General features: G+C 70.8%; 16 protein-coding genes and 1 tRNA gene. 8 read left to right on the top strand and 9 right to left on the bottom strand.

All coding sequences use genetic code 11. The annotated features are described in order from the left end of the window. The first annotated feature begins 336 nt into the window (after positions 1-336). From ACZ5PB_RS16605 to ACZ5PB_RS16585, 5 genes are all read left to right on the top strand, one after another. Positions 337-1,014, top strand: a complete 678-nt coding sequence (locus ACZ5PB_RS16605; protein WP_468691727.1) for a helix-turn-helix transcriptional regulator — start codon at positions 337-339, stop codon at positions 1,012-1,014. Positions 1,015-1,236: 222 nt separating this feature from the next. Further along, the gene (galT, locus tag ACZ5PB_RS16600; protein ID WP_468691725.1) at positions 1,237-2,292 is read left to right on the top strand and encodes a galactose-1-phosphate uridylyltransferase; all 1,056 of its coding nucleotides are present in this window, start codon (positions 1,237-1,239) and stop codon (positions 2,290-2,292) included. Next, positions 2,289-3,257, top strand: a complete 969-nt coding sequence (gene galE, locus ACZ5PB_RS16595; protein WP_468691723.1) for a UDP-glucose 4-epimerase GalE — start codon at positions 2,289-2,291, stop codon at positions 3,255-3,257. The genes galT and galE overlap by 4 nt, the downstream gene beginning before the upstream one ends. A gap of 7 nt (positions 3,258-3,264) precedes the next feature. Then, entirely contained in the window at positions 3,265-4,488 is a 1,224-nt protein-coding gene (galK, locus tag ACZ5PB_RS16590; RefSeq protein WP_468691721.1) for a galactokinase, read from the top strand. Positions 4,489-4,802: 314 nt separating this feature from the next. Continuing rightward, the gene (locus ACZ5PB_RS16585; RefSeq protein WP_468691719.1) at positions 4,803-5,600 is read left to right on the top strand and encodes a LuxR C-terminal-related transcriptional regulator; all 798 of its coding nucleotides are present in this window, start codon (positions 4,803-4,805) and stop codon (positions 5,598-5,600) included. Here the strand turns inward: ACZ5PB_RS16585 and ACZ5PB_RS16580 are convergent. Continuing rightward, positions 5,553-6,056 carry a MarR family winged helix-turn-helix transcriptional regulator gene (locus ACZ5PB_RS16580; protein WP_468691718.1) on the bottom strand — a complete coding sequence of 168 codons (504 nt, stop codon included), beginning with the start codon at positions 6,054-6,056 and terminating at the stop codon, positions 5,553-5,555. The two genes, ACZ5PB_RS16585 and ACZ5PB_RS16580, sit on opposite strands and share 48 nt — an antisense overlap. Before the next feature lie 88 nt (positions 6,057-6,144). Here ACZ5PB_RS16580 and ACZ5PB_RS16575 point away from each other — a divergent pair, with 88 nt between their 5' ends. Further along, a complete protein-coding gene (locus ACZ5PB_RS16575; RefSeq protein ID WP_468691716.1) occupies positions 6,145-6,975 on the top strand; it encodes a trans-aconitate 2-methyltransferase in 831 nt (276 codons plus the stop codon). After that, complete coding sequence (locus tag ACZ5PB_RS16570; protein ID WP_468691714.1) at positions 6,972-7,343, top strand: VOC family protein; 372 nt, start codon at positions 6,972-6,974, stop codon at positions 7,341-7,343. The genes ACZ5PB_RS16575 and ACZ5PB_RS16570 overlap by 4 nt, the downstream gene beginning before the upstream one ends. 39 nt (positions 7,344-7,382) lie before the next feature. On the opposite strand, the gene ACZ5PB_RS16565 is transcribed toward ACZ5PB_RS16570, so the two are convergent. Both ACZ5PB_RS16565 and ACZ5PB_RS16560 read right to left on the bottom strand, forming a co-directional pair. Then, the gene (locus ACZ5PB_RS16565; protein ID WP_468691712.1) at positions 7,383-8,141 is read right to left on the bottom strand and encodes a TetR family transcriptional regulator; all 759 of its coding nucleotides are present in this window, start codon (positions 8,139-8,141) and stop codon (positions 7,383-7,385) included. Then, the gene (locus ACZ5PB_RS16560; protein ID WP_468691710.1) at positions 8,138-9,127 is read right to left on the bottom strand and encodes an acyl-CoA desaturase; all 990 of its coding nucleotides are present in this window, start codon (positions 9,125-9,127) and stop codon (positions 8,138-8,140) included. The genes ACZ5PB_RS16565 and ACZ5PB_RS16560 overlap by 4 nt, the downstream gene beginning before the upstream one ends. A 215-nt stretch (positions 9,128-9,342) precedes the next feature. On the opposite strand from ACZ5PB_RS16560, the gene ppc reads away from it, so the two are divergent. Beyond that, a complete protein-coding gene (ppc, locus tag ACZ5PB_RS16555; RefSeq protein WP_468691708.1) occupies positions 9,343-12,075 on the top strand; it encodes a phosphoenolpyruvate carboxylase in 2,733 nt (910 codons plus the stop codon). Positions 12,076-12,233: 158 nt separating this feature from the next. Here ppc and pth read toward each other — a convergent pair whose 3' ends face one another. From pth to ACZ5PB_RS16525, 6 genes are all read right to left on the bottom strand, one after another. Next, a complete protein-coding gene (pth, locus tag ACZ5PB_RS16550) occupies positions 12,234-12,845 on the bottom strand; it encodes an aminoacyl-tRNA hydrolase (RefSeq protein ID WP_468691706.1) in 612 nt (203 codons plus the stop codon). A 108-nt stretch (positions 12,846-12,953) separates the two neighbouring features. Beyond that, entirely contained in the window at positions 12,954-13,538 is a 585-nt protein-coding gene (locus tag ACZ5PB_RS16545; protein ID WP_468691705.1) for a 50S ribosomal protein L25/general stress protein Ctc, read from the bottom strand. A gap of 249 nt (positions 13,539-13,787) precedes the next feature. Continuing rightward, positions 13,788-14,765 carry a ribose-phosphate diphosphokinase gene (locus ACZ5PB_RS16540; protein WP_468691703.1) on the bottom strand — a complete coding sequence of 326 codons (978 nt, stop codon included), beginning with the start codon at positions 14,763-14,765 and terminating at the stop codon, positions 13,788-13,790. 124 nt (positions 14,766-14,889) lie between these two features. After that, on the bottom strand, positions 14,890-16,338 hold the full coding sequence (glmU, locus tag ACZ5PB_RS16535) for a bifunctional UDP-N-acetylglucosamine diphosphorylase/glucosamine-1-phosphate N-acetyltransferase GlmU (protein WP_468691701.1): 1,449 nt from the start codon (positions 16,336-16,338) through the stop codon (positions 14,890-14,892). A gap of 112 nt (positions 16,339-16,450) precedes the next feature. After that, positions 16,451-16,522 (bottom strand) — tRNA-Gln (locus tag ACZ5PB_RS16530). 108 nt (positions 16,523-16,630) lie between these two features. Continuing rightward, positions 16,631-18,013: a sensor histidine kinase gene (locus ACZ5PB_RS16525; protein ID WP_468691700.1), complete on the bottom strand. Its 1,383-nt coding sequence runs from the start codon at positions 18,011-18,013 to the stop codon at positions 16,631-16,633. Positions 18,014-18,075: the final 62 nt, after the last annotated feature.

Below are 18,075 nucleotides of genomic sequence, written 5' to 3'. Positions count from 1 at the left end.
AGAAAACTTCCTTCCCTCCACAGGCAGTGAAAATTGGGCCCCCCCCCCCCCCCCCCCCCGCCCCCCCCCCCCCCTCCCCCCCCCCCCCCCCCCCCACCCCCCTCTCCCCCCCCCCCCCCCCCCCCCCCCCCCCCCCCGTCCCCGCCCCCTTTTCCGGCACGCCTTTCGCCCGCCTCCCTTACCCCTTTCGGGACTTCAACTAGTCCCTAATGGAGGGTATTTCGGCAATCCGGGCGGCTTCTTACGGGTAAGGGGCGCGCAACGTCGAACAAGCGTGTAGCTTGCCGGGGCAGGAGGCCGGGGGGCCTGGTCCTGGGGGATTGTGGGGGTTTTCCGATGGGCGTGCGGCTCATGGTGGTCGACGACCACCGACTGCTCGCCGAGGCACTCGCCTCGGCGCTCAAGCTCCGCGGGCACCGGGTGCTCGCCGCCGCCGCGCCCACCGCGGGTGCGGCCGAACTCGTGGTCAGCCGTGCGCCGGAGGTCTGTCTCTTCGGTACGGCGACCCCCGCGCTGCCGGGCACCTTCGACCCGATCGTACGGATCAAGCGCGAGCGGCCCCAGGTGGCGGTCGTGGTGCTCGGGCCCGTGCCCAGTCCGCGCGGTATCGCCGCCGCCTTCGCGGCCGGGGCCGCCGGTTACGTACGGCACGACGAGCGCATAGAGGGTGTCGAGCGCGCCATGGTGAAGGCGCGGACGGGAGAGGCCGCCGTGGCGCCCGGGCTGTTGCAGGGGGCGTTCGCCGAACTGCTCAATCCGGCGGCGCAGCCCGACGACGAGGGGCAGCGGCTGCTGCACATGCTGACCCCGCGCGAGGTCGAGGTGCTGGTACGGGTCGCGGACGGCGAGGACACCCGGCTCATCGCGGCCGGCATGGGCATCGCCCCCAGCACCGCGCGCACCCACGTCCAGCGGGTGCTGATGAAGCTGGGCGTGGGCTCCCGGCTGGAGGCCGCGGCGCTCGCCGCCCGCACCGGACTCCTCGACCGGGCGACGGTCACCCCGCAGGAGTAAGCAGTAGGCGCGTTCGCGATTCATGCCGTGTCGCAGCGGCACCGCGTCGCCCCAGTTGTGTGCGGGCGCGTGTGCGGGTGCGTGTGCGGGTGCGTCAACTTGTTCTCAGGATTCGGTACTTCATCCCCAGGCGGGCCGTCGGCATTGACGATGCTGTTGGCCTGTGGTTTGTTGTGTTCGATTCTGTTGGCAGGTGTGGGTACGTGAGCGCGTGAGGTGACAGTGAAGAAGACATCGACCCGGCTCGCCGACGGTCGTGCACTCCTCTATTTCGACCTGGCCGACGACCGGGTCCGCGACGCGCACGACGCGCGCCCGCTCTCCCCGGTGGTCACCACCTCGGAGATCCGGCACGACGTCCTGCTCGACGACCACGTCGCCATCGCCTCGCACCGCCAGGACCGCACCCACCTGCCGCCCGCCGACGCCTGCCCGCTCTGCCCCACCCGGGAGGGCGGCCACCGGAGCGAGATTCCGGCGGACGGGTACGACGTCGCCGTCTTCGAGAACCGATTCCCCTCCCTCGCCGGGGAGTTCGGGCGCTGCGAGGTGGTCTGCTTCACCGACGACCACCACTCCTCCTTCGCGGATCTGAGTGAGGAGCAGGTGGGGTTGGTGATGGAGGCCTGGGTCGACCGGACTGCTGAGTTCGCTCAACTGGCTCCGGTGGAGCAGGTGTTCTGTTTCGAGAATCGGGGGGCCGAGATCGGTGTCACGCTCGGGCATCCGCACGGGCAGATCTACGGGTACCCCTTCACCACCCCCCGCACCGCCCAGGTCATCCGCTCCCTCGAAGCCCATGCCGCCCGCACCGGCGGTGCCTCGAACCTCTTCGACGAGGTCGTCGCCCGGGAGCGTGCGAGCGGTTCGCGGGTCGTCCTTGAGGGTGAACACTGGGTGGCCTTCGTCCCGTACGCCGCGCACTGGCCGTACGAGGTGCATCTGTATCCCACCCGCAGGGTCCCCGATCTGCGCGCCCTCGGTGACGAGGCGCGGGCCGAGTTCCCTGCCCTGTACCTGGAGCTGCTGCGGCGCTTCGACCGGCTCTTCGGGGACGGCATGCCGCCGACCCCGTACATCTCCGGCTGGCACCAGGCGCCCTTCCGGTACGCGCGCCGGGAGGAGTTCGCGCTGCATCTGGAGCTTTTCACCATTCGCCGCACACCGGGCAAACTGAAGGCCCTCGCGGGTTCCGAGTCCGGCATGGGCGCGTTCATCAACGACGTGTCGCCGGAGGCCGCGGCGAACCGACTGCGAGAGGTTGCGAGCGAGACGTGAAATACCTGGTTACGGGCGGCGCGGGATACGTCGGCAGTGTCGTCGCGGCGCACCTCCTTGAGGCCGGTCACGAGGTGACCGTGCTCGACGACCTCTCCACCGGGTTCCGGGCCGGCGTCCCGGCCGGTGCCGCGTTCGTCGAGGGGCGCATCCAGGACGCGGGGCGCTGGCTGGACCCCAGTTACGACGGCGTCCTGCACTTCGCCGCGTTCTCGCAGGTCGGCGAGTCCGTCGCCGACCCGGAGAAGTACTGGCAGAACAACGTCGGCGGCACCATGGCGCTGCTCGCCGCGATGCGCGACGCCGGGGTGCGCCGGCTGGTGTTCTCCTCGACCGCGGCGACGTACGGCGAACCGGCCGCCACCCCGGTCACCGAGGACCTGCCGACCGCGCCGACCAGCCCGTACGGTGCCTCGAAGCTGGCCGTCGACCACATGATCAGCGGCGAGTGCACCGCCCACGGGCTGGCGGCCGTCTCGCTGCGCTACTTCAACGTGGCCGGTGCGTACGGGAGTTGTGGCGAGCGGCACGATCCGGAGTCGCACCTGATCCCGCTGGTGCTCCAGGTCGCGCAGGGGCGCCGCGAGGCGATCTCGGTGTACGGGGACGACTACCCGACACCCGACGGCACCTGCGTCCGCGACTACATCCACGTCGCCGACCTCGCCGAGGCCCACCTGCTGGCCGCCGCTGCCGCCGAGCCGGGCGCGCACCTGATCTGCAACCTCGGCAACGGCAACGGCTTCTCCGTCCGCGAGGTCATCGACACCGTCCGCAAGGTCACCGGGCACCCGGTCCCGGAGATCACGGCCGCCCGCCGCGCGGGCGACCCGGCCGTCCTGGTCGCCTCCGCCGAACGGGCCAGGACCGCGCTGGGGTGGACCCCCTCGCGCACGGATCTGGCGGACATCATCAAGGACGCCTGGGAGTTCGCCCGGCGCGCCGACAGCGGTCACGGGGAGTAGGCGGAGCATGGACGAGCAGGTCATGGGCGAGCAGGTCATGGGCGACGCTCAACTCATAGCTGAGTTCGTCGAGTTGTACGGGCGTGAGCCCGAGGGCGTCTGGGCGGCGCCCGGCCGGGTCAACCTCATCGGCGAGTACACCGACTTCAACGACGGCTTCGTGATGCCGCTCGCCCTCCCGCACACCGCCCGCCTCGCCGTCGCCCGCCGCACCGACGGCATCCTGCGGCTGCACTCCGGCGACAACGAGGCGGCGGCGGGCGACGGCGGGCCCGGCGGCGGGGTCACCGAGCTGCGTGTCGCGGACCTGGGGTCGCAGGTGCGGGCCGGTGGCTGGTGGGCGTACCTGGCGGGTGTCGTCTGGGCACTGGGCGAGCAGGGGCACGCGAAGGAAGTGGCGGGCGGCGCCGACGTACACCTGCGCTCCACCGTGCCCACGGGGGCCGGGCTCTCCTCGTCGGCGGCCCTGGAGGTCGCCTTCGCGCTCGCGCTCACCGAGCTGCACCAGCTGCCGTACACCAGGCCTGAGTTGGCGCAGCTGTGCCAGTACGCGGAGAACGCCTTCGTCGGCGTGCCGTGCGGAATCATGGACCAGACGGCCTCCGCCTGCTGCGAGGCGGGGTACGCCCTGCACCTCGACACCCGCGATCTGGCCCGCCGTCAGATCCCCTTCGACCTGACCGCGCACGGGCTCGCGCTCCTCGTCGTGGACACCCGGGTCAAGCACGCACTGGGCGACGGCGCGTACGCGGAGCGCCGGGCGGGGTGCGAGGAGGGGGCCCGGCTGCTGGGCGTCAGTCACCTCCGTGACGTTCCGTACGGTCAACTGGAGCAGGCGCTGGGGAAGTTGGCGGATCCGACCGTGCGGCGCTACGTCCGGCACGTCGTCTCCGACAACCACCGGGTGGCACTGGTGGCGGACCGCCTCGACGCGGGCGACGTCCGCGTCATCGGCCCCGTACTCCTCGAAGGTCATGCCTCGCTCCGGTACGATCTGCGCATCTCCTGCCCGGAGTTGGACCTCGTCGTCGAGACGGCGGCGCGTACGCCCGGGGTGCACGGCGCGCGGATGACCGGCGGCGGTTTCGGCGGCTCGGCGATCGTCCTCGTGGAAGCGGCGGCGGTGGCGGACGTCAGTCGCCGCGTCGCGTCCGCGTTCGAGTCGGCGGGGTACCGCAGCCCGCGTGTCTTCCCCGCCACCCCGTCGGCGGGAGCACGCCAACTGGCCTGAAGCGGAAGGATGTTGAGTTCAGGAACTGCTCATTCCCTCTCTCCTTCCGTCACAACCGGACACCCGGAACGCGCGTCGGGCCCCGAGCCCAAACAGTTCTGCAAATAGCCTTCCCGTAACCGCCCCCGCCCGTACTCTGAGGCTTGAGCACCGGTGGGGGCCGGTGCTGATCAGGGGGCGAGACAGTCGGATACGGCGCCCGGGGCGGGGTAGTGATCTGCACACGGCGGCGGCCGTGTGCTCCACGAGTACCCGGCCCCGGGTCGCCGGGTCCGCGCAGGTCCGCCCTCCGACCCATGGGGGTGTCAGAGACTGTGGTTCGTATCCGGGTCCTGGTGGTCGACGACCACCGAATCTTCGCAGAGTCGCTCGCAGCCGCCCTCGCGGCGGAACCGGACGTGGACGTGGCGGCAGCGGGCAGCGGTCCCGCCGCGCTGCGGTGTCTGGAGCGGGGTGCGGCGGAGGGCCGCAAGTTCGACGTGATGCTCATCGACGCCGACCTCGGCACCGCACTCCCGCCGGGCGGCGGATCGCCGCACCACCCGGCGGCCGTGGCGGTGCCCGACAGCGGGGCCGAGCAGGACGGCCTGGTCGACGGCATCTCGCTGGTCGCGGGCGTCCGCAGCGGTCACGGCAGCGTGCGCACCGTGGTCCTCGCGGAGAAGGACGACCCGCGCCGGGCCGCCCTCGCCCTCCAGGCCGGTGCCTCCGGCTGGGTCGCCAAGGACTGCTCGCTGCAACGGCTGCTCGCCGTCATCCGGGGCGTACTGCGCGAGGAAACGCATCTGCCGCCCGCGCTCCTCACCGGCGTACTGCGCGAACTGACCGCCGCCCGCAAGCACCGCACCGAGAGCGAGCGGCTCGTCGAGTCGCTCACCCCGCGCGAACGGGAGGTGCTGCGCTGCATGGTGGCGGGGCTCGGCCGCAAGGCGGTCGCCGAGCGGCTCTTCCTGTCCCCGCACACGGTCCGCACCCATATGCAGAACGTGCTGGGCAAGCTGGGCGTGCACTCCACACTGGCCGCCGTCGCCCTGGCGCGACGGGCCGGGGTCGGGCCCGCCGAGCTATCCGGACCCGGGGATGTTGTCGAACGGGGCGGTCAACTGGCGTAGCAGGCCCGCCAGTTCACCGCGCTGCCCGCGCGACAGCTCGGCCAGGATCGCCCGCTCCTGTTCGAGGAGCCCGGCCAGCGCCTGGTCGGCGCGGTCGCGCCCCTCGTCGGTGAGCCGGACGAGCACCCCGCGCCGGTCGTTGGGATCGGGCAGCCGCTCGACCAGGCCCTTCTTGGCCAGGCGGTCGATCCGGTTGGTCATCGTGCCCGAGGTGACCAGGGTCTGGGTCAGCAGCTGTCCGGGGGAGAGCTGGTAGGGGGCACCGGCCCGCCGCAGCGAGGTCAGTACGTCGAACTCCCACGGCTCAAGGCTGTGTTCGGAGAAGGCGAGCCGGCGGGCCCGGTCGAGATGGCGCGCCAGACGGGACACCCGACTGAGCACCTCAAGCGGCTCAACGTCGAGGTCGGGGCGCTCTCGGCGCCATGCTGCGACCAGACGGTCGACCTCGTCCTCCATGGAGATCAGTGTAGGGGGTCTGTCGACATGAAGTCTCTTCAAATCAAGTCTCTTGACATCAAGATACTTTTGGGGGGAGCCTTGTCCCATGACGAACCCCTCTCCCGCGCCGCCGCCGTCGGCCCCCTCGCCCACTTGGGACCCGCAGCAGTACCTCCGTCACGAGGGCCACCGCGCCCGCCCCTTCCTCGACCTGCTGGCCCGCGTCGCCCCGGCCGGCACCCCCGCCCCCGCCCGCATCGCCGACCTCGGCTGCGGCGCGGGCAACGTCACCGCCCTCCTCGCGGACCGCTGGCCCCAGGCGCACGTCACCGGCCTCGACAACTCCCGCGACATGCTCGCGAAGGCAGCGCAGTACGCGGGCGAACGCCTCGACTTCGCGTACGCCGACGCCGCGACATGGGCGCCGCCCCCGGCGACGTACGACCTGATCGTCTCCAACGCGCTCCTGCAGTGGATCCCCGGTCACCCGGAGCTGATCCCCGGCTGGCTCGAAGCGCTCACCCCCGGCGGAACCCTCGCCTTCCAGGTGCCCGGCAACTTCGACGCCCCCAGCCACACCCTCCTCGCCGAGCTCCGCGAATCCCCGCGCTGGCGCGGCCTGCTGAGCGGCGTCGGCGAGCGCACGGCCGCCGTGGAGAGCCCCGGCGACTACCTGGCGCAGCTCACCGCGCTCGGCTGCGAGGCGGACGTCTGGGAGACCACGTACCTGCAACTCCTCCAGGGCGAGGACCCGGTGCTGGACTGGGTGAAGGGCACCGCCCTGCGGCCGGTCCTCACCGCGCTCGCCGACGACCCGGCGGCGAGCGCCGCCTTCACGGCCGAGTACGCGGCCCTGCTCCGCGAGGCCTACCCGCCGACGGACGCCGGAACGGTCTTCCCGTTCCGCCGGATCTTCGCCGTGGCGGTGGTCCGGTGATCGCCGCCCTGGACCACGTACAGCTCGCCGCCCCGCCCGGCAGCGAACCCGCACTGCGCGCGTTCTACGTCGACGTCCTCGGCATGCGCGAGATCCCCAAGCCCCCGGTCCTCGCGGCGCGGGGCGGCTGCTGGTTCGCGGCGGGAGAGGCGGGCGGGGTGCAGCTGCACCTGGGGGTGGAGGAGGACTTCCGCCCGGCGAGGAAGGCGCACCCGGGGATCCGCGTCACGGACATCGGGGCGTACGCGGAGCGCCTGGTGTCGCGCGGGGCGGAAGTGACCTGGGACGCCAACCTTCCCGGCCACCGCCGCTTCTACGCACAGGACCCGGTGGGCAACCGGCTGGAGTTCCTGGAGCCGGACGCATGACGTGTCACTTGAGGTGTCACCTGACGTGTCACCGCGGTGTCAGTTCTTGCGGTGCCCTATCAGGCGTGGTTTGGCCTCCAGGTTCTCCAGGCCGTGCCAGGAGAGGTTGACCAGGTGGGCGGCGACCTCCGCCTTCTTGGGCTTGCGCACGTCCAGCCACCACTGGCCCGTCAGGGCCACCATGCCGACCAGCGCCTGCGCGTACAGCGGCGCCAGCTTCGGGTCGAAGCCGCGCGCCTTGAACTCCAGGCCGAGGATGTCCTCCACCTGGGTGGCGATGTCGGAGATCAGCGAGGCGAAGGTGCCCGTCGACTGGGCGACGGGGGAGTCGCGGACCAGGATGCGGAAGCCGTCCGTGTACGTCTCGATGTAGTCGAGGAGGGCGAACGCGGCCTGCTCCAGGAGCTCGCGGGGGTGACCGGCGGTCAGGGCGCTGGTCACCATGTCGAGCAGCGAGCGCATCTCGCGGTCGACGACCACCGCGTACAGGCCCTCCTTGCCGCCGAAGTGCTCGTACACGACGGGCTTGGAGACGCCGGCCTTCGCGGCGATCTCCTCCACCGAGGTGCCCTCGAAGCCCTTCTCGGCGAAGAGGGTGCGGCCGATGTCCAGCAGCTGCTCCCGCCGCTCCGCACCCGTCATCCGGACGCGGCGGGTCCGCCGCACCGGGGTGCGGGGCTTCTCGGCACGGGGCTTGTCGCTGCCCGTGCCCGGGTCCGTACTGCTGGTTCTGTCCCTACTGCCGGTGTTGCCGGTACTGCCGGTGCTGCTGCCGTCGGTCGCCACAGGCTCCATCATGCCGTTTCAGTCGGTTCGGGTTGCCGCCGGGAGGCCAGGCGCGAGGCGGTCGGCCAGCGGACGTCGTACGCCCAGCCCGCCTGCTCGAACCAGCGGATCAGCCGGGCCGAGGAGTCGACCTGGCCCTTCATCACGCCGTGCCGGGCGCTGGTCGGGTCGGCGTGGTGCAGGTTGTGCCAGGACTCACCACAGGAGAGGACCGCCAGCCACCAGACGTTGCCCGAACGGTCGCGCGACTTGAACGGGCGCTTGCCGACCGCGTGGCAGATCGAGTTGATCGACCAGGTCACGTGGTGCAGGAGCGCGACGCGGACCAGCGAGCCCCAGAAGAAGGCCGTGAACGCGCCCCACCAGGACATGGTGACCAGACCGCCGACGACCGGCGGGATGGCGAGGGAGAGGATCGTCCAGTAGATGAAGTCGCGGGAGATGCGGCGGATCGCCGGATCCTTGATGAGGTCCGGGGCGTACTTCTCCTGCGGGGTCTGCTCCTCGTCGAACATCCAGCCGATGTGGGCCCACCACAGGCCCTTCATCAGCGAGCGCAGATCCTCGCCGAACCGCCACGGCGAGTGCGGGTCACCCTCGGCGTCGGAGAACTTGTGGTGCTTGCGGTGGTCGGCGACCCAGCGGACCAGCGGGCCCTCGACGGCCATCGAGCCCATGATCGCGAGCGCGATGCGCAGCGGGCGCTTGGCCTTGAAGCTGCCGTGGGTGAAGTAGCGGTGGAAACCGATCGTGATGCCGTGGCAGCCCAGGTAGTACATGAACACCATCAGGCCGAGATCGAGCCAGCTCACCCCCCAGCCCCAGGCCAGCGGAACCGCCGCCAGCAGGGCGACGAAGGGGACGGTGATGAACAGGAGCAGCGCGATCTGTTCGATGGAACGCTTCGACTCGCCACCGCGGGTCGCCGACGGGGCCGCCTCGTCGGGGGCCCCTGGTGCCGGGGCGGGCTCGTTGAGTAGATCGGGGCTGATGGTCATGGATGTCCCCTGTGGGGTGAGGGAAAACGGCAGGCGCCTGGCTACGGTTCCGTAACCTACGGCCTCGTAAGTATGGCAGCGGTGAGGCCCGCTGTAGGAGACGCCGGGTACCCGAATATGAGGACTTCTCCCATGGACCCATATCCTGGACCGCGTCGGACAGCGCGGTCCGAGTTCCTGCCTGACGCGTATCCCCACTGCAAGGAGCCGCACCTGTGAGCAGTGCCGACCAGACGACCTCCAACACCAGCCCCGAGCTGCGCGCCGACATCCGGCGTCTCGGCGACCTCCTCGGCGAGACGCTCGTCCGTCAGGAGGGCCCCGAACTCCTGGAGCTCGTGGAACAGGTGCGGGCCCTCACCCGTACCGACGGCGAGGCAGCCGCCGACCTCCTCGGTGACATGGACCTGGAGACCGCGGCCCGCCTCGTGCGCGCCTTCTCCACGTACTTCCACCTGGCCAACGTCACCGAGCAGGTGCACCGGGGCCGTGAGCTGCGCGAGCTGCGCGCCGTCGAGGGCGGGCTGCTGGCCCGCACCGCCGACCTGCTCAAGGACGCCGACCCCGAGCACCTCAAGCAGACGGTCAAGAACCTCAACGTGCGCCCCGTCTTCACCGCGCACCCCACCGAGGCGGCCCGCCGGTCCGTCCTCAACAAGCTGCGGCGCATCGCCGAGCTCCTGGAGACCCCGGTCATCGCCTCCGACCGGCGCCGTCACGACCGCCGGCTGGCCGAGAACATCGACCTGATCTGGCAGACCGACGAGCTGCGCGTGGTCCGCCCGGAGCCCGCCGACGAGGCCCGCAACGCCATCTACTACCTCGACGAGCTGCACGCGGGCGCGGTCGGCGACGTCCTGGAGGACCTGGCCGCCGAGCTGGAGCGGGTCGGCGTCGAGCTGCCGCCGGGCACCCGCCCGCTGACCTTCGGCACCTGGATCGGCGGTGACCGCGACGGCAACCCGAACGTCACCCCCGCCGTCACCCGCGACGTGCTGATCCTCCAGCACGAGCACGGCATCACCGACGCCCTGGAACTCGTCGACCACCTGCGCGGCCTGCTCTCCAACTCGATCCGCTACACGGGCGCCACCGACGAGCTCCTCGACTCGCTCCAGGCCGACCTGGAGCGGCTGCCGGAGATCAGCCCCCGGTACAAGCGCCTCAACGCGGAGGAGCCGTACCGCCTTAAGGCCACCTGCATCCGGCAGAAGCTGGTCAACACCCGCGAGCGCCTCGCCAAGGACACCCCGCACCGCCCCGGCTGCGACTACCTGGGCACCGCCGAACTGGTCGAGGACCTCACCCTCATCCAGACGTCGCTGCGCGAGCACCGCGGCGAGCTGTTCGCCGACGGCCGGATGGACCGCACCATCCGCACGCTGGCCGCCTTCGGCCTCCAGCTGGCCACGATGGACGTACGCGAGCACGCGGACGCCCACCACCACGCGCTCGGCCAGCTCTTCGACCGGCTCGGCGAGGAGTCCTGGCGGTACGCGGACATGCCGCGCGAGTACCGGCAGAAGCTGCTCGCCAAGGAGCTCAGGTCGCGGCGCCCGCTGGCGCCCGTACCGGCCCCGCTGGACGCGGCCGGCGAGAAGACCCTCGGGGTGTTCCTGACCATCAAGGACGCGCTGGAGCGGTTCGGGCCCGAGGTCATCGAGTCGTACATCATCTCGATGTGCCAGGGCGCCGACGACGTCTTCGCGGCCGCGGTACTGGCCCGCGAGGCGGGTCTGCTCGACCTGCACGGCGGCTGGGCGAAGATCGGCATCGTGCCGCTCCTGGAGACCACGGACGAGCTGCGCGCGGCCGACGTCATCCTCGACGAGATGCTCGCCGACCCCTCGTACCGTCGACTTGTCTCTTTGCGCGGTGACGTGCAGGAGGTCATGCTCGGCTACTCCGACTCCTCGAAGTTCGGCGGCATCACCACCTCGCAGTGGGAGATCCACCGCGCCCAGCGCCGGCTGCGTGACGTCGCCCACCGCTATGGGGTGCGGCTGCGGCTCTTCCACGGCCGCGGCGGCACCGTCGGCCGTGGCGGCGGCCCCTCGCACGACGCGATCCTCGCCCAGCCGTGGGGAACGCTCGAAGGCGAGATCAAGGTCACCGAGCAGGGCGAGGTCATCTCCGACAAGTACCTCGTGCCGTCGCTGGCCCGCGAGAACCTGGAGCTGACCGTCGCGGCCACCCTCCAGGCCTCCGCGCTGCACACCTCGCCCCGTCAGTCCGACGAGGCGCTGGCCCGCTGGGACGCGGCGATGGACACGGTCTCCGAGGCCGCGCACACCGCGTACCGCAAGCTGGTCGAGGACCCGGACCTGCCGACGTACTTCCTCGCCTCGACCCCCGTCGACCAGCTCGCCGACCTGCACCTCGGGTCGCGGCCGTCCCGCCGTCCCGGCTCGGGCGTCTCCCTCGACGGTCTGCGGGCCATCCCGTGGGTGTTCGGCTGGACGCAGTCGCGGCAGATCGTGCCCGGCTGGTTCGGTGTCGGCTCCGGCCTCAAGGCGCTGCGCGAGGCCGGTCTGGAGAGCGTCCTGGAGGAGATGCACGAGCACTGGCACTTCTTCCGCAACTTCCTCTCCAACGTGGAGATGACGCTCGCCAAGACCGACCTGCGGATCGCACGTCACTATGTCGACACGCTGGTGCCCGACGAGCTGAAGCACGTGTTCACCGAGATCGAGGCCGAGCACGCGCTCACCGTGCAGGAGGTGCTGCGCATCACCGGCGGCAACGAACTCCTGGACACCAGCCCGGTCCTCCAGCAGACGTTCGCCATCCGCGACGCCTACCTGGACCCGATCTCCTACCTCCAGGTCGCCCTGCTCAAGCGCCAGCGCGACGCCGCGGACGCCGGCCAGGAGCCGGACCCGCTGCTGTCGCGGGCACTGCTGCTGACGGTCAACGGTGTGGCGGCGGGACTGCGCAACACCGGCTGACGGATGACAGGTGACCAGTCGCTGATTGTCGACTGGTCGACATGCGAGTGGGGGTCACCGACAAGTGCCGGTGACCCCCACTCGCGCGTCCGCGCCTGCGAGGACTGCGAGGACTGCGAGGACTGCGAGGGCTGCGAGGGCTGCGAGGACTGCGGCGACTACGAGTTGTACGTCGACTGCGCGCGCTCCAGGCCCTCGATGACGAGTGCCTCCACCGCGTCGGACGCGCGGTCCACGAAGTAGTCCAGCTCCTTCTTCTCCGCGGAGGAGAAGTCCTTCAGTACGAAGTCGGCGACCTGCATGCGGCCCGGCGGGCGGCCGATGCCGAAGCGCACCCGGTGGTAGTCGGGGCCCATCGACTTGGTCATCGACTTCAGCCCGTTGTGGCCGTTGTCGCCGCCGCCCAGCTTCAGGCGGAGCACCCCGTAGTCGATGTCCAGCTCGTCGTGGATGGCGACGATGTTGGCCGTCGGCACCTTGTAGAAGTCGCGCAGCGCCGTCACCGGGCCGCCCGACAGGTTCATGTACGACAGCGGCTTGGCGAGGATCACGCGGCGGTTGTACGGGCCCGGCGGGCCGATCCGCCCCTCCAGCACCTGCGCACGTGCCTTGTGCGACTTGAACTTGCCGCCGATGCGCGAGGCCAGGAGGTCGGCGACCATCCAGCCCACGTTGTGCCGGTTCGCCGCGTACTCGCCGCCGGGGTTGCCCAGGCCCACCACCAGCCAGGGGGCCGAGGGGTCCGCCGGAGCCGGACTCGGGGTCGTCATCTGCATGTCTCCTTCATACCGAACGGGCCCGCACACACGGCAGCCGCCGTCCCGCCCCCGACGGGAACGGAACGGCGGCTGTACCGCAGAGCTGTGAAGCTACGAGGCTCAGGCCTCGGCGCCCTCGGCGTCGGCGTCCGCGGCCGGCTCCTCGGCCTGCGCGGAGACGACCTGGATGACGACGGCGTCGGCGTCGGTCACCAGCGTGGTGCCCTCGGGCAGCGGGACGTCCTTCGCCAGGATCGAGTCACCGGCGTCCAGGCCCTGCACCGAAACGGTGACGGACTCGGGGATGTGGGTGGCCTCGGCCTCGACCGAGAGGGTGTTCAGCACGTTCTCCAGGAGGTTGGAGCCCGGCGCCAGGTCGCCCTCGGAGATCACGGAGACCTCGACGGTGACCTTCTCGCCCTTCTTGACCGCGAGCAGGTCGACGTGGGTGATGGTGCGCTTGATGGCGTCACGCTGAACGGCCTTGGGGATGACCAGTTCCTTGCGGCCCTCGATGTCCAGGCTCAGCAGGGCGTTGCTGGTCTTGAGCGCCATCATGAGCTCGTGACCCGGCAGCGTGATGTGCACGGTGTCGGCGCCGTGACCGTAGATGACGGCCGGAACCTTGTTGTCGCGACGGGTCTGGCGGGCAGCGCCCTTGCCGAACTGCGTACGGACCTCAGCGGTGAGCTTGATCTCAGCCATGATGCACTCCTCGTAATGGTGGAAACGGGGTTGGTCGTCACCCGGCCACACGAACGGCCCGCTGCGGAGCCTGCTACGAAGAGCGCGTCGATAACGGAGGTACGAGCCTCCCTCGCCGAGCAACCCGGCCACTCTACCCGGCGCACCACCCACGGCCCAATCGATCATGCGGTACGCGGAAGGGGCCGCCCCCGCCGAAGCGGAAGCGGCCCCTCACCCACGACCGGTGCGTACCGGTCCCGCGAACGACTAGGACTGCTCCTCGAAGAGGCTCGTGACCGAACCGTCCTCGAAGACCTCGCGCACCGCGCGGGCGATCGACGGGGCGATCGACAGCACCGTGATCTTGTCGAGCTCCAGGTCCGACGGGTCGGGGAGGGTGTTCGTGAAGACGAACTCGCTCACCTTGGAGTTCTTCAGGCGGTCCGCGGCCGGGCCCGACAGGATGCCGTGCGTGGCCGTCACGATGACGTCCTCGGCGCCGTGCGCGAAGAGCGCCTCGGCGGCGGCGCAGATCGTGCCACCGGTGTCGATCATGTCGTCGACCAGGACGCAGACGCGGCCCTCGACCTCACCGACGACCTCGTGGACGGTCACCTTGTTGGCGACGTCCTTGTCACGGCGCTTGTGCACGATCGCCAGGGGGGCGTCCAGCCGGTCGCACCAGCGGTCGGCGACGCGCACGCGGCCGGCGTCCGGGGAGACGATCGTCAGCTTGGAGCGGTCGACCTTCGCGCCCACGTAGTCCGCGAGGACCGGCAGGGCGGTGAGGTGGTCGACGGGGCCGTTGAAGAAGCCCTGGATCTGGTCGGTGTGCAGGTCGACCGTGAGGATGCGGTCCGCACCCGCGGTCTGGAGCAGGTCGGCGACCAGACGGGCCGAGATCGGCTCGCGGCCCTTGTGCTTCTTGTCCTGGCGGGCGTAGCCGTAGGACGGGACGATCACGGTGATGGAGCGGGCCGAGGCGCGCTTCAGCGCGTCGACCATGATGAGCTGCTCCATGATCCACTTGTTGATGGGAGCCGTGTGGCTCTGCATCAGGAAGCAGTCGGCGCCGCGGGCGGACTCCTGGAAGCGGACGTAGATCTCACCGTTCGCGAAGTCGAAGGCCTTCGTCGGTACGACACCGATCCCCAGCTGATGCGCGACCTCCTCGGCCAGCTCGGGGTGTGCCCGTCCGGAGAAGAGCATCATCTTCTTCTCGCCGGTCGTCTTGATCCCGGTCACAGCACGGTCTCCTCAGAGTGTTTCTGGCCGCCAGCAGCCTGCGAGCCAGCCGAAATGATGTGCACTCACGCCGAAATGGTGTGCACCTAACACGGTACGTGGTGCGCGGGGCGCATGTTTCCGGTCAGCTTTCGCCGGAACCCTCGGACGAGGAAGCCTGAGCGGCCTGCGCGGCGGCACTGCCGGGACGCTTGCGGGCCACCCAACCCTCGATATTCCGCTGCTGCCCCCGGGCGACGGCCAGCGAACCCGCCGGGACGTCCTTGGTGATGACGGACCCGGCGGCGGTGTAGGCGCCGTCCCCGACAGTGACAGGAGCCACAAACATGTTGTCCGAACCGGTCCGGCAGTGGGAGCCGATCGTCGTGTGGTGCTTGGTCTGGCCGTCGTAGTTCACGAAGACGCTCGCGGCACCGATGTTGGAGTAGTCGCCGATGGTCGCGTCACCGACGTAGGAGAGGTGCGGGATCTTGGTGCCCTCGCCGACGGTGGCGTTCTTCGTCTCGACGTACGCGCCGATCTTCGACTTCATGCCCAGCTTGGTGCCGGGGCGCAGGTAGGCGAACGGGCCGACGACGGCGGCGGCGCCGATCTCGGCGGTGTCGGCGACCGTGTTGTCGACCCGGGCGCCGATGCCGACGGTGGTGTCCTTCAGGCGGGTGTTCGGGCCGACCTCGGCGTCCGAGGCGATGTGCGTGGTGCCCAGCAGCTGGGTGCCCGGGTGCACGATCGCGTCCTGCCCGAAGGTGACCGTCGCGTCGATGAACGTCGTCTGCGGGTCGATGATGCTGACGCCGCTGAGCATGGCGCGCTCAAGGAGGCGGGCGTTGAGCAGCCGGCGGGCCTCCGCCAGCTGTACGCGGTTGTTGATGCCGAGGATCTCGCGGTGGTCGGCGGCGACCGAGGCGCCGACCCGGTGACCGGCCTCGCGGAGGATGCCCAGGACGTCGGTGAGGTACTCCTCGCCCTGGCTGTTGTCGGTGCGCACCTTGCCGAGCGCGTCGGCCAGCAGCTCGCCGTCGAACGCGAACACACCGGAGTTGATCTCACGGATGGCGCGCTGGGCGTCGCTGGCGTCCTTGTGCTCGACGATCGCCGTGACGGCCTGCGTCGCCGGGTCGCGCACGATCCGCCCGTAACCCGTCGAGTCGGGGACCTCGGCGGTCAGTACGGTGCAGGCGTTGCCGTCGGCGGAGTGGGTGGCGGCGAGCGCGGTCAGCGTCTCGCCGGTCAGCAGCGGGGTGTCGCCGCAGACGACGACGACCGTGCCCGACGGGCTGCCGCCGAGGGCCTCCAGGCCCATCCGTACGGCGTGGCCGGTGCCGAGCTGCTGCTCCTGCACGGCGGTGTGCGCGTCGGGGTCGATCTCGCCGAGGTGGGCGGTGACCTTCTCGCGTGCGTGGCCGACGACGACCACCAGGTCCTGCGGATCCAGCTCGCGCGCAGCGGTGGTGACGTGGCCGACGAGCGAGCGCCCGCTGATCTCGTGCAGGACCTTCGGGGTGGCCGACTTCATGCGGGTGCCCTCACCCGCTGCGAGGACGACGACGGCTGCCGGGCTATTGGCGCTCACGGTGGTGCCCTTCGGCTTCTTCGGGGGTGGACCTCCGCAGGATACCGGGGGGTTACGGGACGGAAACGAGCGCGGGTCCCGACCGGTTGGTCAGGACCCGTTGTGCGCTGAGCTCCCCCGTCAGGACTCGAACCCGAACAGATGGCACCAAAAGCCACAGTGCTGCCAATTACACCACGGGGGACTATCACGGCTAACCGGACATCACGTCCGCCTGCCGGATGGGCACCCAACACTATGCCGTACGGAACCCCCTGGAAGCGACGTCAAAGATCGGCTCTTTCGGCGGGATTCACCCCTCGGCTCCGGTATCCCGCACCGCAACCGCCTCCGGTGCCGTGGCCACCTCCCGCACCGGAATCACCGCCGAGACGCGGAAGCCGTCCGCGTCGGTCGCCGCCGCGACGAAGACCCCGCCGAGGGACTGGACGCGTTCGCGCATGCCGATCAGGCCGTTCCCGCCGCTGGGCAGGCCGGGTTCGGCGGCGGTGGTGTCGGAGGGGCCGTTCTCGACCTGCATGGCGATCTCGCTGCCGCGATGGGCGATGCGCACCCAGGTCTTGGCGCCGGGGGCGTGCTTGTGGACGTTGGTGAGGGCTTCCTGGATCACCCGGTACGCGGTCTGCTCGACCAGGGCGCCGCAGGGGACCGGGTCGCCGTCGACGGAGAGTTCGACGGTCATGCCGGCCGCCCGGGACTGCTCGACCAGGGTGTCCACGTCGTCGAGGCAGGGGCCGCCCTCGGCCGCTTCGGCGGCAGCCGCCGCGGCGGCGCCGACCGCCGCCAGCGGGACCGGCGCCGGATCCGGCCGGAGGGTGCCGGCGACGGTGCTGGTGACGGGCTCCGGGGAGCGCAGGACGCCGAGCATCTCCCGGAGTTCGGTGAGGGCCTGGCGGCCCATGTCGCCGACCAGGGCGGCGTTCTTGACCGCCTTCTGGGGGTCCTTGAGGGCGACCGCCTGGAGGGCGGCGGCGTGTACGACCATCAGGCTGACGCGGTGCGCGACGACGTCGTGCATCTCCCGGGCGATCCGGGTCCGCTCTTCCGTACGGGCCCACTCGGCCCGCTCCTCCGCGCGGTCGGCCAGCAGCGAGAGCTCCCGCTCCAGGGAGTCCGCCCGCTCGCGCAGGCTCTCCATCAGCCGGCGGCGGGCCCCCACGTACAGCCCGAGCAGCACCGGCGGGGCGGTCATGCCGAGGGCGAGCACGAAGGAGAGGAGCATCGTGTAGCTGGTGCCGGGGTCGAACTCGCCGTCCGCCTCGCCCGCCAGCGAGCGCATCCGCACCAGCGAGACGATCAGCGTCCCGGTGAACGACATCCCCGCCAGCGCGGTCGTGATGCGGCGCGGCACGTCGGACGCGGCCAGCGAGTAGAGGCCCACCAGGCTCATCAGGAAGCCCATCTCGGCCGGTGTCACCGCCAGCGACACCAGCACCACCGCGATCGGCCAGCGGCGTCGTACGAGAAGGCTCGAACCCACCAGCAGCCCCAGGAGTATCCCCAGCGCCACCGGTATCCGCGTCTTCTCGGCGAAGCTCACGCCCTCCACCGCGCACTCGACGGCCGAGACCGCCGCCAGTCCTGCGTCGAGCACGACAGCGCGTCGTCGCTCCCACCACCAGAAGCGCGGACTGGTCAGGTCCGCGTCGTTCCGGTCTGCCCCCGTAACGGTCATACGGACCAGCCTACGGGCGGTGCCGGGGCTTTTTCCTGCGACTTCTCCGACCTGTCCGCACG

This window comes from Streptomyces sp. NPDC032721 (genome assembly GCF_055579625.1).
This window is presented reverse-complemented; position numbering and strand designations above follow the sequence as displayed.

Coding starts and splice junctions, on each gene's coding strand:
- ACZ5PB_RS16605 (WP_468691727.1), top strand. CDS start 337: ATGGGCGTGCGGCTCATGGTGGTCGACGACCACCGACTGCTCGCCGAG.
- galK (WP_468691721.1), top strand. CDS start 3,265: ATGGACGAGCAGGTCATGGGCGAGCAGGTCATGGGCGACGCTCAACTC.
- ACZ5PB_RS16580 (WP_468691718.1), bottom strand. CDS start 6,056: ATGGAGGACGAGGTCGACCGTCTGGTCGCAGCATGGCGCCGAGAGCGC.
- ACZ5PB_RS16575 (WP_468691716.1), top strand. CDS start 6,145: ATGACGAACCCCTCTCCCGCGCCGCCGCCGTCGGCCCCCTCGCCCACT.
- ACZ5PB_RS16565 (WP_468691712.1), bottom strand. CDS start 8,141: ATGATGGAGCCTGTGGCGACCGACGGCAGCAGCACCGGCAGTACCGGC.
- ACZ5PB_RS16560 (WP_468691710.1), bottom strand. CDS start 9,127: ATGACCATCAGCCCCGATCTACTCAACGAGCCCGCCCCGGCACCAGGG.
- pth (WP_468691706.1), bottom strand. CDS start 12,845: ATGACGACCCCGAGTCCGGCTCCGGCGGACCCCTCGGCCCCCTGGCTG.
- ACZ5PB_RS16545 (WP_468691705.1), bottom strand. CDS start 13,538: ATGGCTGAGATCAAGCTCACCGCTGAGGTCCGTACGCAGTTCGGCAAG.
- ACZ5PB_RS16525 (WP_468691700.1), bottom strand. CDS start 18,013: ATGACCGTTACGGGGGCAGACCGGAACGACGCGGACCTGACCAGTCCG.